The sequence below is a fragment of the Spirosoma jeollabukense genome (assembly GCF_054777855.1).
In genome coordinates, this window is sequence record NZ_BAAHAD010000001.1 from 784316 (window position 1) to 800625 (window position 16310).

Annotated in this window: 13 protein-coding genes; 8 read left to right on the forward strand and 5 right to left on the reverse strand. The window is 49.4% G+C overall.

Annotation, left to right across the window (positions count from 1 at the left end; translation table 11 throughout):
• Positions 1-210: 210 nt before the first annotated feature.
• The 7 genes from ACYVEA_RS03095 to ACYVEA_RS03125 all read left to right on the forward strand — a co-directional run bounded on the left by ACYVEA_RS03095 (position 211) and on the right by ACYVEA_RS03125 (position 7882).
• Complete coding sequence (locus tag ACYVEA_RS03095; protein WP_461111848.1) at positions 211-1419, forward strand: homogentisate 1,2-dioxygenase; 1209 nt, start codon at positions 211-213, stop codon at positions 1417-1419.
• A gap of 40 nt (positions 1420-1459) precedes the next feature.
• Positions 1460-2581, forward strand: a complete 1122-nt coding sequence (gene hppD, locus ACYVEA_RS03100) for a 4-hydroxyphenylpyruvate dioxygenase (protein ID WP_461111849.1) — start codon at positions 1460-1462, stop codon at positions 2579-2581.
• A gap of 79 nt (positions 2582-2660) precedes the next feature.
• A complete protein-coding gene (gene phhA, locus ACYVEA_RS03105) occupies positions 2661-3398 on the forward strand; it encodes a phenylalanine 4-monooxygenase (RefSeq protein ID WP_461112940.1) in 738 nt (245 codons plus the stop codon).
• Positions 3399-3466: 68 nt separating this feature from the next.
• A complete protein-coding gene (locus ACYVEA_RS03110) occupies positions 3467-3904 on the forward strand; it encodes a MarR family winged helix-turn-helix transcriptional regulator (RefSeq protein WP_093826553.1) in 438 nt (145 codons plus the stop codon).
• Between the two features lie 55 nt (positions 3905-3959).
• Positions 3960-5762 carry a hypothetical protein gene (locus ACYVEA_RS03115; protein WP_461111850.1) on the forward strand — a complete coding sequence of 601 codons (1803 nt, stop codon included), beginning with the start codon at positions 3960-3962 and terminating at the stop codon, positions 5760-5762.
• Positions 5763-5786: 24 nt separating this feature from the next.
• Positions 5787-6977 carry a fumarylacetoacetase gene (gene fahA / locus ACYVEA_RS03120; protein WP_461111851.1) on the forward strand — a complete coding sequence of 397 codons (1191 nt, stop codon included), beginning with the start codon at positions 5787-5789 and terminating at the stop codon, positions 6975-6977.
• Positions 6974-7882, forward strand: coding sequence for a flavin reductase family protein (locus tag ACYVEA_RS03125; protein ID WP_461111853.1), 909 nt, complete (start codon positions 6974-6976; stop codon positions 7880-7882). The genes fahA and ACYVEA_RS03125 overlap by 4 nt, the downstream gene beginning before the upstream one ends.
• 197 nt (positions 7883-8079) lie before the next feature.
• Here ACYVEA_RS03125 and ACYVEA_RS03130 read toward each other — a convergent pair whose 3' ends face one another.
• The 4 genes from ACYVEA_RS03130 to ggt form a co-directional block, all read right to left on the reverse strand.
• Positions 8080-8478 (reverse strand): hypothetical protein, encoded by a 399-nt coding sequence (locus ACYVEA_RS03130; RefSeq protein ID WP_461111854.1) that lies wholly within the window; start codon positions 8476-8478, stop codon positions 8080-8082.
• A gap of 188 nt (positions 8479-8666) precedes the next feature.
• A complete protein-coding gene (locus ACYVEA_RS03135; RefSeq protein ID WP_461111855.1) occupies positions 8667-9473 on the reverse strand; it encodes a helix-turn-helix domain-containing protein in 807 nt (268 codons plus the stop codon).
• 148 nt (positions 9474-9621) lie between these two features.
• Entirely contained in the window at positions 9622-10509 is an 888-nt protein-coding gene (locus tag ACYVEA_RS03140; RefSeq protein ID WP_461111856.1) for an oxidoreductase, read from the reverse strand.
• Positions 10510-10721: 212 nt separating this feature from the next.
• Entirely contained in the window at positions 10722-12530 is a 1809-nt protein-coding gene (ggt, locus tag ACYVEA_RS03145) for a gamma-glutamyltransferase (RefSeq protein ID WP_461111857.1), read from the reverse strand.
• A gap of 193 nt (positions 12531-12723) precedes the next feature.
• On the opposite strand from ggt, the gene ACYVEA_RS03150 reads away from it, so the two are divergent.
• Positions 12724-13965 carry an ABC transporter permease gene (locus ACYVEA_RS03150; RefSeq protein WP_461111858.1) on the forward strand — a complete coding sequence of 414 codons (1242 nt, stop codon included), beginning with the start codon at positions 12724-12726 and terminating at the stop codon, positions 13963-13965.
• Between the two features lie 84 nt (positions 13966-14049).
• Here ACYVEA_RS03150 and ACYVEA_RS03155 read toward each other — a convergent pair whose 3' ends face one another.
• The gene (locus tag ACYVEA_RS03155) at positions 14050-16140 is read right to left on the reverse strand and encodes an alpha-1,4-glucan--maltose-1-phosphate maltosyltransferase (protein ID WP_461111859.1); all 2091 of its coding nucleotides are present in this window, start codon (positions 16138-16140) and stop codon (positions 14050-14052) included.
• Positions 16141-16310 lie beyond the last annotated feature (170 nt).

A 16310-nucleotide genomic window follows, 5' to 3' on the forward strand; every position in this document is an offset into this window, starting at 1 on the left:
TCTGCTATACATCCACGTTGTAAACCCATTTTATCTAAAATAGCCTTGTTTAAACAAATTTTTTCTAAACAATATACAATTACCAATAGTTGTCCTTATAATTGTAAGCTTAACAATAGTTGTCTTAGCAATTATTATATTTCATCAACAAATGACTGGTTCCGGTCGGTTGAGCCGTACCTCGCCGACTGGAACGGCCAACCCAAGCGTATGCCATTTTACCACACACTCGGCCAGATTCCACCCAAACGCCATACGCAGTTTGAAAAACCAACTGACGGCAGCGTTCAACCAGGTGGACGTAGTGACAACCCATTTTATTACGAGCAGTTGTTCGGAACAATTGGCTTCGAGGGTATGTCGTCATTGCTGTATCACATGCATCGCCCAACGATGGTGCGCGACGTGCTGGAGAGTGTGGATGTAACGCCCAGGCTGGCCGTCGCTAAAAATATGCTGTCGCGGAAACTGATTGGTTTCAACGTCGAACCAACCGATGATTTTCTGGATAGCCGGATACCGCTGCTTGTCAATAATGACCTGATTTTTGGTCTGGCAGCCCCGCGTCAATCGCTCACTACGTATTTCTACAAAAATGCGGATGCCGACGAGATGCTGTTCGTGCATCGGGGTTCAGGTAAACTCAGGACGTTGTTCGGTACGATTCCGTTTCAGTATGGGGACTACCTGATTATTCCGCGCGGGGTAATTTACCAGATCGAGTTTGATGCTTCAGACAACCGTAACGACGAACCGCGCCTACTCTATGTCGAATCGCATTCCCCGATTTACACGCCCAAACGCTACCGAAACCAGTTCGGTCAATTGCTTGAACATTCGCCTTTTTGTGAACGCGACATTGTTCGGCCACGTGATCTCGAAACGCACGATGAAACCGGCGAATTTCTGATAAAGATCAAAAAACAGGGGTCACTGCACTCACTCGTCTATGCATCGCATCCGTTCGACGTTGTGGGTTGGGACGGTTACAATTATCCTTACAGCTTCTCAATTTTCAATTTCGAGCCAATAACAGGGCGGGTACATCAGCCGCCCCCGGTACACCAGACGTTTCAGACCGATGCCTTCGTCGTGTGTTCGTTCGTGCCGCGCCTGTACGACTATCACCCGAAGGCCATTCCCGCGCCTTACAATCACTCGAATATCGACTCCGATGAAGTCATATATTACGTAGATGGCGATTTCATGAGTCGCAACGACATTGCACCGGGTCATATTACACTCCATCCGGGCGGCATTCCACACGGGCCAGCGCCTGGCGCGATGGAACGTAGCATTGGCAAAAAGGAAACGCAGGAGTATGCCGTCATGGTCGATACATTTCGGCCGCTGATGCTAACGGAACAGGCCGTAGCCCTCGACGACGGGACATATTACAAATCGTGGTTAGACATGTAGAAACGCAAATATGCATCTCTACACAACATCAACAAGCAAAATGGAAGCAGTAGCAACCCTAGAACCAACTATTACAGATTTCCTGCCCCTCAACGGGACGGATTACCTTGAATTGTATGTAGGAAATGCCCGGCAGTCGGCGCACTATTTCCAGACGGCCTTTGGCTTCCAGCCGATTGCGCACGCGGGTCTGGCCACGGGCCTCCGTGACCGCGAATCGTACGTAGTACAGCAGGGTAAAATCCGGCTCGTGCTCACCTCTCCCCTGCACGGTGATTCAGCCATTGGTCAACATCTCGATAAACATGGCGATGGGGTCAAGGTCGTAGCCTTGTGGGTAGATGATGCGAGACGAGCGTTTGACGAGACCATAAGCCGGGGGGCGCGTGTCTACCTGGAGCCAACCCGCGAACAGGACGATCATGGCTACGTAGTGCGGTCGGGTATTCATACTTACGGCGACACGGTACACGTATTTGTGGAACGAAACGACTATCAGGGCATTTTTCTGCCCGATTATGAGCCCTGGCATCCAGAGTATCAGCCTGCTGGGGCGGGATTAAATTACGTCGATCACATGGTGGGGAATGTTGGCTGGCATGAAATGAACCAGTGGATGACGTTTTACCATGATGTAATGGGTTTTCAGCAACTCGTTTCATTCGACGACAAAGACATCTCGACCGATTATACGGCCCTGATGAGCAAAGTCATGACCAACGGTAATGGGCGGGTGAAATTCCCCATTAACGAACCTGCCGAGGGCAAAAAGAAATCGCAGATTGAGGAATACCTGGATTTCTACGGTGGGCCAGGCATTCAGCACATCGCCGTGGCGACAGACAACATCATAGAAACGGTATTGACGCTACGTAGCCGGGGGGTCGAATTTCTGAGCGTACCGGACACGTACTACGCAAACCTGAGCGAACGGATTGGTCAAATCGATGAGGAAATAGATAGGTTACGTCAACTGGGTATCCTGGCCGACCGCGACGACGAAGGATACCTGCTTCAGATTTTCACAAAACCAATTTGTCCACGACCTACTCTGTTTTTTGAGATCATTCAGCGCAAGGGTGCCCGCTCCTTTGGGAAGGGGAATTTTAAAGCCTTGTTTGAAGCCATCGAACGCGAGCAGGCTCTGCGGGGGACATTGTAGAGACGCAACCCCTTGCGTCTCCTGTGCGTCAGCAATACCATCCGGCGTATGAGACGCAAGGGGTTGCGTCTCTACAAGAATCAACAAATCTATGAACCAGACCTATTCAAAATATACACCCGACGATCAGGCGGTTTGGCAGTTGCTATTCGAGCGGCAGATGGCCCAGCTACCCGGTAAAGCCAGTCAGGAGTATCTGGACGGCATTTCGGCAACAGGTTTCCGGGCTGATCGGATTCCCGATTTTGAGCGGGATTTGAACCCGCGTTTGCAACAACTGACAGGTTGGCGTGTGTGTGCGGTGGAGGGATTAATTCCGAACCGTGCCTTTTTTGAGCTTATGGCCAACCAAAATTTCCCGGCGACAACCTGGCTACGTCGGCGCGACCAGATGGATTATTTACCGGAACCGGATATGTTTCATGATACGTTCGGGCACGTACCAATGCTATCAAATCAGGCATTCTGCGATTTTCTGGAAGCCCTAAGCCGGATCGCGCTACATCATATTGAGTGCGACGAAGCCATTGCCATGATTTCTCGTCTGTACTGGTATACTGTTGAGTTCGGCCTGATTCAGGAGGGTAATCAGTTGAGGATTTACGGTGGGGGAATTTTATCGTCAGTCGGCGAAACGACTTACAGTCTGTTCAGTCCAGTACCAAAACGAATGCCCTATGCTGTGGAAACGTTGCTGAAAACACCTTATATTATTGACCATTTTCAGGAGCAATACTTCGTCATCAAGTCTTACGAACAGCTATACCATTCAGTATCTCAGATTGAAGCCACGCTGGAAAGCTTGTTAGTTAGTTAGAATGGCTAAATTTGTCAATCATTTACGCCTAACTGATTACGGCACTAACTTTCTGGTGCCCCTCACCAATGACGCATCCATCCGATACGCGTGCTTATTTTTTCAAGATTGACACGACGATCAAAAAAATTCGAAACGCACTTCAGAAACAATTCATCGACTCGGGTTTTGACCTGACCGTGGACCAGTGGGTGGTTATTGATCACCTCTACCGAAACCCTGGTATCAGCCAGAACACCATTTCGGATATGACTACGAAAGATGCACCAACGGTCACGCGGATTATTGATCTGCTTTGCCAGAAAGGTCTGACCGAACGGCGTATGGCCGATACCGATCGGCGTAAGTTTCTGGTTTACCTGACCGCGGCCGGTGAAACCAAATATGGCGAGGTACTTCCAATCGTGTCGGCTATGCGACGCAAAGGATGGGGCGACTTGAGCGACGATGATTATCAGCACTTTGTCCGGATCATGGACTCGATTTACAGTAATATCAGCAAGTAATCTTTGCTCCTTTATCCAGCTTGCCAACTCCTTCCACCACGTTTAACGCCTGCCTATGCGTTCCGCTTATACGCAACCAAGGGAAACACTAGCATCACCGTCCGTCAATCAGTCATTTGGCTGGTATATACTCTTCTTATTACCGATCTTGCTTCACCTCTGGATGGTTTTCCGGTTCACGGTTAATCTTCCTTTTGTTGATGATTACACATTTCTGGTTGATTGCATGTATCGGCAGTCGCATGAGCTTGTTTGGAGTCATTTATTGGACGAACTATTTCATCCGCACGGGGAACACATCATTCTTTTTGGCCGTATAGCCGCTCTCACTGACTTATGGATTGAGGGCGAAGTGAACTTCAGAACATTATTTTTTATCGGGAATGCTACGTTAGTTGGCTCCGTTTGGCTACTCTACCGGCTTGCCCGCCGGGGTGGTTTGCCAGCCTGGCAATTTTTGCCTGTCGTGCTGTTACTTTTTCAACCACAGTATTATGACAATACGCTTACCTGGGCGATCTGTGCGCTGCAACATTTGCCCGCCCTTTTCTTCGCTTTTTGGGCGTTTGATCTAATCAGCCGTCCATCGAAATGGGCATTTGCCTTTAGCTTGCCGCTTGCTTTTCTGGCGCTGTTCTCGAATGGCAATGGCCTGGCCGTGCCTGTATGTGGGTTTCTGTTGCTCTTACTTCTTGGCCAGCGTAAGCGCCTGGTACTGTGGACACTTTTTTCGATAGTAAGTGTTGGACTATTCCTGTATGTGCATCATTTATACCACTCCCGCGCTACGGATTCGGGGAGCAACCTGCTTCATCCAGTACGTGTCTTGGCGGGGCTTTTCATGCTGGTGGGCTCGATAGGTTCCCTCGTTGCCAAATCCAGGGCCATTCTGGGATTGACCGGGGTAGTTTTTCTAGCCTTCGCAGGCCTGATTATCCTGACCAGTATAGTCTATCAGGCTGGCTGGACCCGCGTGTTAAGTTTCCTGCCAAATCGCTTTCGTCAATGGATTACCAGTAAATCATCCCAGTCGCGTAACACGTCCGCACTCGTCCTGATGGCGTGTTACCTATACGCGCTAATTACGTTGTTCGGTGTATCATTTGCCCGGAGCCTGGGTTGGTATCAGGGCTTGTTAAGCTCGCGTTTCATCTGGTTTGCTACGGTTGCATTCGCGCTGACTTATTTGTTGCTACTGTTCTGGCTAAAACCGGTTTACCGCACAGCTGTTGGTCGTATTGCCCTGGCGATGAGCTTCTTGTTCTGTTGCCTATCCTATCGGTTTACGTTTGCCGAAGTGATGAACGTACGGCAAGCCCAGTTAAGTGATCTACATAACTGGCGAGAAAGCCGACTGCTCACCAACTTACCCCCTGGCGAACAAACCTTTGATCAGTACTACAGTGAGCTTCTACAAAAAGCAGTCGATCAGGGAGTCTACCATTTGCCTCCTTCCATTATTGAATCAGAAATAAGTAAACTCCGTACGGCATCGGTAGAGCCCAATTTGATAAAAAAAGATAGCGCTTTCGTCTACGGAGCGCGGCAGATTCATTACCTCTCACTAGGAAACCGGCTACCATTAATTCATGCATTCGATACCAGGGAAGCCTATTTATTACTGCAATCGAGTCAGCATACATTCATGTGGCCCATCAATTGCAGCCCAACGAAACTGATGCTGTACATGATAACCGGCCATTCGGATTGGGATGCGAATATGGTTTGGGTATTCGCTGATCAACTTCCTCCGGCGCAGTACAAACCCTATCTGGCCGTTCTATCGGATGGCCATTGGACCACCGTTCGCAGTGATCAGGTACTTACGATGGGTACCAAATCAGGCAAAGTACAGTAATGCCTAACCCTTTATTGTTCACGTATGCTGTACGGTATTTTCAGTAACGGCACAGCCGGAAATGGTTCGGCAAATCCCCGCGTTGGGGTGAAGTACAACGAGCTTATCCTTGATCTCGATTGTGTGCGTATGTTAGGCTATTTCGATGAACTTGGCATCGACACAACCGTATTTGCCCAGCCTGTTCTTAATGATTTCATCGCTCTCGGCAAACCAGCTCACCAGCTTGTTCGGCAGCGCCTTTCGGAATTGCTACGTAGTGATGCCGCAGCGCTCGCCGATGTCCATGACCAGGTTTTCATCCCTGAATCGGGGGCTCAACTGCACTTGCCCGTGCGTATTGGCGATTATACGGATTTTTATGCGGGCATTCACCACGCCGAGAACGTAGGTCATATGTTTCGGCCAGATGGCGACCCGCTCCTGCCAAACTATCGTCATATGCCCGTAGCTTACCACGGCCGGGCATCGTCAATTGTTGTATCGGGTACGTCCATTCGGCGGCCAACCGGGCAGTTTATGCAGGCAGGTTCGTTAACGTTCGGCCCCTCTGAAGCATTGGATTTTGAGCTTGAACTGGGTTTGATTATCGGAAAAAGCAATCTACCTGGCGAACCCATTCCGGTTGATGAAGCCGAGTCCTACATTTTCGGCATGACGCTATTCAATGACTGGTCGGCACGCGACATACAACGGTGGGAATATCAGCCACTAGGCCCGTTTCTGGGCAAGAATTTTGCCTCGAGTATGTCGGCCTGGGTGCTTCCTTTCGAAGATCTGGAGCCGTTTCGCATCGCTGGGTCTGTTCAGAAACCAGTGCCTCTGCCCTATTTGCAATCCACTATACCGGGTCATTTCGATATTCAACTGGAGGTTTCACTACGTCCTCAATCGGGCGAAGAGGTTTGCCTTAGCCGTAGTAACGCGAAACATTTGTACTGGAATTTTGCCCAGATGATTGCGCACCATACCGTTGGCGGCTGCAATCTCAACATCGGCGACGTACTGGCGACCGGCACTATTTCGGGTACTGATCCTGATAGTTACGGTTCTCTGCTGGAGTTAAGCTGGAACGGTACGCAGCCTATCACCTTGCCCGACGGCTCTACCCGAACCTTTTTACAAGATGGCGATGCGATTACATTACGCGCATTTGCCAGAACTGATGCTATCACCATTGAGTTGGGCACTGTAACCGGAACAATTCGCTCATGAAAACCATCAATCCACACGATTTACAGCCCAACGAGTTTTATCGTTATATGATTGGCACCATTGGCCCACGGCCGATTGCGTTTGCCAGTACGATCGATGCAGTCGGCAACGTCAATCTAAGTCCCTTCAGCTTCTTCAATGTGTTTGGCTATAATCCTCCAACGCTGGTTTTCGCACCAACCATCAACCGGCATGGCCACAAGAAACACACGTTGCTGAATCTGGAAGAAGTTGGTGAGGTAGTAATCAACGTAGTGAATTATGCCATGGTTGAGCAGATGTCACTGGCAAGTGCCGAGTTTGAACGGGGCGTAAATGAGTTTGAGAAAACAGGGTTCACGGCCATTGCATCCGATCGGGTTCGTCCGCCGAGAGTGGCCGAATCACCCGCGGCATTTGAGTGTATTGTCAAACAAATCATACCTACCAGCCCCAACATGGACGCGCCCGGCGTGGATTCGCCGGGGGCTGGTACGTTGATCATTTGCGAAGTGGTGATGGGTCATTTTCACGATACTATCTTCGATCCTACGGGCGCTGTTGACCCGCACCAGCTTGATCTCGTTGGCCGTATGGGTGGCGACTGGTATTGTCGCGCCCAGGGCGACGCGTTGTTCGAAGTCAGTCGCCCTAAAATTGGTATTGGTGTGGATCAAATTCCAGCCTCGATTCGCAACAGTGCTATCCTATCAGGAAATGATCTGGGTAAACTTGGCAGTTTTGCGCTCCTGCCCACAGCCGACGAAATCGATCAGTTTCGGGTGTCGGGCGTACTAACGGATTTATTTAACGAAGCTCAGTATGGCTGCCAGTATTTACCGGATTTACTACACCAGAAAGCAAAACAGTTACTGGCAGAGAATAAGGTTAAGGAAGCCTGGTTAACGCTTTTGCAAAAACAGTAGGTTGCTGTTTGTTTATGGTTCGGCGTAGTCTCTGACTACGCCGTAGCGCTACCCGGTCTCCGACCGGTAATAAAGTACATGGATTCCGGTCAGAGACCGGGTAACGCTGCGACGTAGTCAGAGACTACGCCGAACCATAAATAAACAAGCAGCCCCTGTAACTCAGGGGCTGCTTGTTTTAGACAGGTAAAGTGTAATTATTTTATGGCAACTAAGCGGTTGGGAGCGCTGGGCTGTTGCGTCGAAAGGGTGACGTTGTGAACCGTTGTTTCTACGCCGTTTGTAATCTCTACCTGGTAGTTACCATCCTGTAAAGCGCTCATATCCAGACGAACGCGAGTTCCGGTTTCTTTTTTGCCGAGGTGCTGGCTGAATAAAACGATGCCGTCAGCGCTTTTCATCCGAATGTCGACAGCGCCACTGGTTTCTTTATCGAGTGCAATGTTTAATTTTCCTTCTATTGTGGTGTAGATACCCGTTTTGTAAGTAGCCACAGCTGCCGGACGAGCAGCAGGCGTTCCGTCGGCCAGGGCAGCAGACAGTGTAACGAGACTTAACGAGAAAGCAACGAGCAGAGGTTTGATGAGGGTTTTCATGATTTTTATGTTTTTATCTTTTGTTTAGAATCTAGTCGGGTTATTCCCGATTGGTGAAACAAAGATATAGGCTGTAGCCAGTACTATGCATTACAAACTACCGGAACGGTTGATCGGTTGGATAAGTGGATGGAAAACAGGTATGACTGAGGGAACGGTTTAACCAGCAAAATGCGCGATTAGCCTTATTAGACTCTTGAAGGCGCTACGCCGTACGTTTTTTTAAAGGCAAACGAAAAATGAGACAGGTCTTCAAAGCCAACTTCTAAATAAACATCCGACGGCGCCTGCCCTTTTTCTTTTATCAGGTAGTGGGCTTCCTGTAGCCGTCTTTGCTGTAACCAGCGGCTCGGCGTAACATGAAATATCTTTTCAAAATCCCGTTTAAACGTAGCAAGGCTTCGGCCTGTCAGGTAAGCGAACCGTTTCAGGTCCACATTGAAATGAAAGTTTTTTTGCATAAATCCTTCCAGGTCGACTTTACCGGGTTCAGAGAAGTCGAACAAAACAGGCTTTAGCTCCGGATTCGTTTGCAGCAGCAGTAAAATCGCTTCCTTCAATTTCAAGGCCTGCAAATGGTCATTAGCGAATTGCTTTATTTGGCCATAAGGTATGAGCGAATTCATATAATTCTCATACATTTTCGTAGGCTTCAATTGCAGAACAGGGTCGCCTTCTGTATGCTTCTCCGCTTCATAGCCGTATTCCAGACTAACATTTCGCAAGGTTTCCTGGTCAAGATAAATGGATATAGACTGAAAATCACCCGTTCGAGGGGGTTGCTTGCTAAACTTGATCAGATGGTTTCGCTTGCAGAATCGAAAATCGCCTTCTTTAAAAATGTACTCTTTCTGGCCGTCGTTCATGCTGAGCGTACCTGCAAGCTGATAACCAAAAATATGCTCGGGTATAAACTGTTCGCCCTGCCGACTCCGGGTGTGGTAGCAGGAGTACAGTATTTGCCCAGATCGATTGTCACCCTCTAGTACAGCCATATACACAAATCTACAAAAAAGACGCTACCTCATTAATAGCCTAAATCCTTAAGCCACATGGCTCATTTGCAAACTATCTAGCCTAAGGATTTAGACGGACAGAACAACCTGCTACGTATCGCTCAAAAAATACGTAGCAGGATCAACGTCATGATTCTTTTTTACCGAAAAGTGCTTTTCCGGCTTCTGTTTCCAGAAAGTTAACCGCGGTTTCGTGATCCGTGGAGATGCTTACGGGTATCCATTTTTCAAATTCGGCCTGTCTTGCGGCATCGGCTTGCTTTAAAATACCGACGGCTTCACTACCCAGGATCAGATGTACAGGTGGTTCAGGATGCTCAACCAGGTCAATCATCACTTGTGCGGCTTTGTCTGGGTCGCCCATGGGCATAAATTTCCCTCCCTTAAAGAACTCAACCCGTTGGTCTACGGTCGTCTCGTAACCTTCTACGGGTGCAGCATACGTCATGGAGTCGCCCGCCCAGTCGGTTCGAAAGCCGCCAGGTTCTACACTTGTTACATGAATACCAAGGGGAGCCACTTCTTTTGCCAGTACTTCACTAAAGCCCCCCAGACCAAATTTAGCGGCCTGGTACACGGATAGACCCGTACTGCCAACCCGTCCGCCTATTGAGCTAATCTGCAGAATATGACCTGAACGCTGTTTCCGCATGTAAGGCAACACAGCGCGTGTCACTTCAATGGGTGCGTAGAGATTTGTTTCCAGTTGACTACGTACCTGTTCATCGGTGAAGGCTTCGGTAGCGCCAATGATACCAAAACCAGCATTGTTGACCAGCACATCGATACGTCCGAAGTGGGCTATAGTCTGCTCAACCGCGGAAACGATCTGGTCTTTATCTGTTACGTCCAGTTGGACCGGATAGACTTGATCAGGGTATTTTTGAACGAGCGCAGATAAATTTTCCGGATTACGCGCGGTTGCCGCTACGTTATCGCCTTTGGCAAGTACTGCTTCTGTCAGACTTCTTCCCAAGCCACGGGAACTACCGGTGATAAACCAAACTTTTGTCATTGTCTTTGCTTTTAATTTTGACAAAGGTCGGTAGCCTTTCAGGGGGCAACTTTGTTGAAACGCTCAAAGTAGCTTTGTTGAAACGTTCACATTTCTGTCACGCTTCGGCACCGGCCGCCCGGCTGCGTCAGCATGACAGAAAAAGTAGTGGGGGCCAATTGATACGTACTTGTCAGATACGCATCAATTGGCCCCCACTTTATAAACTTGTCTTAATAACCTCGTGCTGTATTATCCGCTCGTGGGTCAGAAGCACCTTCATACGAACCGTCGGGACGTATCAAAATGCAATCCATACGACCGAGGGTGTTTGTCAGCTTTTCCAGGATGTAACCCCGATTTTTCAACGCTTCGATCGTAGCGTCGGAAAAGGCCCCGTTCTCGAACGTGGTTTTGTCGGGCAGCCACTGGTGGTGAAATTTCAGGGCGTTAACGGCCTGCTGCATGGTCATGCCGTGTTCTATTACGTTCAGAATAGTTTGGTAAACCGAGGTCATGATCGTTGAGCCACCGGGTGTGCCAACAACCATAAACAGTTTTCCATCCTTCTCCAGAATCGTCGGGGTCATGGATGAGAGCATCCGCTTGCCAGGTGCAATCGCATTTGCCTGATTACCAATCAGTCCGTACATATTGGGCGAACCGGGTTTCACGCTGAAATCGTCCATTTCGTTGTTCATGAAGAAACCGGCTCCCCCAACTACCACCCGGCTCCCGTAGCCGCCATTCAACGTAGTGGTAATACTCACCGCATTGCCCTCTTTATCGACAATGGAAAAATGAGTCGTTTCCAGACTTTCATACCCTGGAATCGTACCGCCTTTTATAGTCCGGCTGTCAGATGCTTTTGCCCAGGAGAAATCGGTCCAGCGGGTTTTCAGGTATTCGGGACTGATGAGTTGCGCCACCGGAACCTTAACAAAATCGGGATCACCCATAAATTTTGCCCGGTCGGCATAAACGCGTCGTTCGGCTTCGATCATGACCTGAACGGTACTATCACGATTCCAGCCCCATTTGCGCAACGGGAAGGGCTCCGTAAACCGCATCATTTGTAATAGCGCCACGCCCCCGCTGGAAGTCGGCGGCATAGTAATTACATTATAGCTTTTGTATTTGGCCTGAATAGGTTCACGCCAGACGGCGTGGTAATTTTTCAGATCTTCTTCTGTAATCAGCCCTTTACCACGTGCCATTTCTTCGGCAAGTAACCGGGCCGTTTCACCTTCGTAAAAGCCAGCACGGCCTTGATCTTTAATGCGTTGCATCGTCCTGGCCAGATCAGTCTGCACCAGCAAGTCGCCTTTATGCCATGTAACCGTATCGGTTGGTTCTGCACGTTTCAGAAAATACGTTTTACCCGGATTGATGGTGTTCAAATCATTTTTGATACGATTTAGCCCCAGTGCATCGCGCTCGGTAAGCGCAAATCCTTTGACGGCCAGATCAACCGCCGGTTGCACGACCTGCGCCCAGGTTAATTTCCCGAACCGTTTGTGAGCTTCGGCCATACCATCGACTGATCCCGGCACACCACTCGCCAGATGCCCGCTGATGCTCAATCCCGGCCGAACATTTCCGAGTGAGTCGAGGTACATATTCTGAGTGGCCTTTCCGGGCGCTTTTTCACGGTAATCGAGGGTGTAAGCCTTCCCGGTATTGTCGCGATACACCATGAAGCCTCCACCACCAATATTGCCAGCGCCTGGGTACACGACGGCCAGCGCAAATTGCACCGCTACGGCCGCATCGACCGCATTACCCCCCGCTCTCAGGATATCGAGCCCCACCTGCGAGGCTTCCGGATGCGCTGAAGCGACCATACCATTGCGCCCAATCACGCCAACCCGGTCCGAAAAGAACGGCTTGACCAGCGGGTCTTCATCGCGGTATTGATAAACTCCCTGGCTCTGACTGAGTTTCGTATCAGACCTGGTGGTCGATGTCAACTGAGTTTTGCAGGAGGCAATGGCTAGTGCAAAGAGGAGTAATTGAGTGTACTGAGCGATACGTAGTTTCATATTTTACGGTCTGACAGGCGGTTGTAAACGGCTAATCTACAAAAATAGCGTTATCCAAACGATCCTGCAATCCGCCACTTATCCGGCAGAACGTTGTACTTGTCCAAAATAACTTGGGTTGACGTATAGAACGTAGTACCTTCATTGAATTGAACGGCAGACTGATCTTTTGCCCTTTCGTTCCTTACAGTAGATGAAGTTTATTCGTCAGACGTTAGAAAGTTTCCGGTTTGCGTGGCAGTCGTTGCGCTCAAATCTCCTGCGCACCACACTTTCACTGCTGGGCGTAACCGTTGGTATTTTTGCCATTATTGCCGTCTTCACCCTGGTCGATTCGCTGGAACGCAATATCAAGGATAGTTTGTCATTCATTGGCGACAAAGTAATGTACGTCCAGAAATGGCCGTGGGTATTCGATGGCGACTTCCAATGGTGGAAGTACTTCCAGCGCCCCGAACCCACCTACACCGAATATAAATTCCTGTCCGAACGGCTCGAAAATGCGCAGGCTGTTGTAGCTATGGACTTCAAAGGTCGAGTGACCATCAAAAATGGGAATAACAGTATGGCCGCACTCATTCAGGGCACAACGCTCGACTACAACAAGATTTCGGATGTGCCCATTGAAGAAGGGCGCTATTTTACCCAGCAGGAAATTGATGTAGCCCGTAACGTAACGATTATTGGCTCCGATGTTGCTGAAAATATCTTCCCGGCACAAAGCCCTGTTGGTAAGACGTTTAAAATCAATGGACTAAACTTTATTGTTATCGGGGTTCAGAAAAAGAAGGGCGAAAGTATTCTCAACGTGGGTGGCAATCCCGATATCAAATGCCTGATTCCATACGGTGCATTTGCCAAAATGTTCCACTCGATTACCCCGAGTATCGACATCGTCGTTAAAGGGTATGACAGTGACGAAGGGCTCCTCGAACTCGAAAGTGAGGTTCGGGGACTCATGCGCACCCGAAGGGGCCAACGTCCCTTACAGGAAGATAATTTTGCCATTAACCGACCCGAAGCCGCGGCAAAAGCGATTAGTGGTATTTTCTCCGTACTGACCGTAGCGGGTTGGGTCATTGGGGGATTTTCGATTCTGATCGGTGGCTTTGGCATCGCCAACATCATGTTTGTTAGTGTTAAAGAGCGTACCAACATCATCGGTATTCAGAAATCACTTGGAGCGAAAAACTACGTCATTCTGTTCCAGTTTCTATTCGAAGCCATTTTACTGAGTTTAGTGGGTGGCCTGGCAGGTATCTTCTTAGTCTATCTGCTGACATTCATACAGTTAGGTACACTCGAACTTCAGCTTACAGCAGGAAATATTGCCTTGGGCTTAGGTGTTTCGAGTGTTATCGGGGTAATATCAGGCATTATCCCCGCCTTTTCAGCCTCCCGTCTCGACCCCGTTATTGCCATCCGGGCGAAGTGAGATGGAGCATGGTGCCAGGAGCATGGGGCAACGGTAAAACAATCTTTGCTTTTCCATGCCCCATGCTCCTGGCACCAGTCTAGCCTACATCTCAATCCTCAGCAAGTGCATGGGAAGCTGATACGGATCTAGTTCGACGTAGTTGTACTCGCCCTTCCAGGTGTAATAAGCCTCTGTGAGCAAATCATGAACCGTATAGGATTGATCGGGCTCAATACCCAATAGCCAGATCGGTACCTGCACAACCCCCGCCCGACGTTGATACGCATCCGTATTGACCACCATCAGCAGCCGATTGGCGCCTGAAACTTTCAGATAAGCCATGATCGCGTCGTCGTTGACGCTACAGATCGTTAGGTTATTGGTCGTTTGCAGTGCTACGTTCTCCCGCCGAATGCGATTCACCAGCGTAATTAAATAGGTTAGTTTATTGGTTTTGTCCCAATCCCAGTGCCTGATTTCGTATTTCTCCGAGTTCAGGTATTCTTCTTTATTGGGGAATGGAATATGCTCCATCAACTCGAACGACGGACCATAAATACCGTAATTACTGGACAGGGTTGCCGCCAGGAAGTAGCGAATCAGGAACGCCGGTTCATGACCCGAGTGTAAATAACTGGGATTAATATCGTGGGTCGTAGGCCAGAAATTAGGCCGGAAATAATACTTCATTTCCTCGGTCGTCAATTCGGTCATGTATTCCTCCAGTTCCGCCTTGGTGCTGCGCCAGGTGAAGTACGTATACGAATGGGCAAACCCCCGTTTCGCAAGTTCTTTCATTACTTTCGGCTTGGTAAACGCTTCGGCCAGAAACAGCATATCAGGATATTCCTTCTTTACTTCGGCGATGAGCCATTCCCAGAAAGCAAACGGTTTCGTATGCGGATTATCGACCCGGATGATGCGCACACCCCAGGACGCCCACACGAGCATTACCCGTTTTAGCTCCAGCCACAGATTTTGCCAGTCGTCGGTTTCAAAGTATATCGGATAAATATCCTGATATTTTTTTGGCGGATTTTCAGCGTATTGAATCGTACCGTCGGGTCGTTTTTTAAACCATTCGGGGTGTTCTTTAGCCCAGGGATGATCGGGCGAACATTGAATGGCAAGATCCATTGCCACCTCCATGCCGTAATTTTTGGCAATGGCGATCAGGTGTTTAAAATCATCTACTGTACCGAGTTCAGGGTGAATAGCATCGTGGCCACCTTCTTCAGACCCAATACCATAGGGAACACCCGGCTCACCCGGCTGGCAAATGACCGAATTGTTTTTACCCTTACGGTGAGCCGTGCCGATCGGGTGAATGGGCGGTAGGTACAGAACATCGAAACCCATGCCCGAAATGCGCGGCAGCAGCGTCTCGACATCCCGGAACGTACCGTGTTTAGGTTCACCCTGAAATTCCTCCCGCGAAGCCGACCTAGGAAACAGGCAATACCACGTACTGAATCCAGCCCGGGCGCGATCGACGTCTATGGCCAATTCGCGGTCGTAGCGCGTGGTGTGCTTCCGTTCGGGATAGCGGTTTGCATAAAATGTAAACTGGTCACTTTCAGCCACCGACACCGCTTCATTATAGCGATCTTCTCCAATTTCTGCGGCACCGGCGCGGAACAAAGCCGCCATTTCCTGCAAGGCCCACACATCAGCGTTGGGTGCTGGATCAATCGTTTTTTTGCCTTTACGTCCGGACTTCGATCCCGCTTTTACACCACCCGCCCGCTCCAGCATGCCATCTACATATTGCGCGCCAGCCAGCAGTTCACTTGTAATACGTTGCCCATCAGCCACTTTCAGATCAACCTCATGTTGCCACGTGGCCGGATGGTCTACCCAGGCTTCAATCGTGTATACGTACCGGCCCTGCTTTTCAACAATGAACGAGGCCCCCCAGCGATCATTAGTGAGCAATGACATGGCCGTTTCGGCCCAGGCATCATCGTCAATGTGTTTATAGAGAAGCACCGCGGAAAGGTAATCGTGGCCGTCGGCAAAAACATCAGCTTCAATGGCTACTACGTCGCCAATAACCGCTTTTATAGGGAATTGACCGCCGTCGATTTCGGGCGATACGTGCTCGATAACCACTCGGTTCTGGCCCCGCGTGGATTCGCCCAGCGTAGAATCACCTGAGATGGTCTGGACAGACAGGCTGTTGGATAAACTCATGCAGTCAGTAGTTGATTGTTTAGGCACAAAAGATGGGGCAATGTTACAAAAAAAGACACCAATCAGTTTAACTAAAAAGCCGCGTCCATTGATTCTGAACGCGGCTTTTTATTACGAAATGGTATTGACGATACGAGCGTCGGCTGGAATCTCAGGCAAGCGCTGCTGTT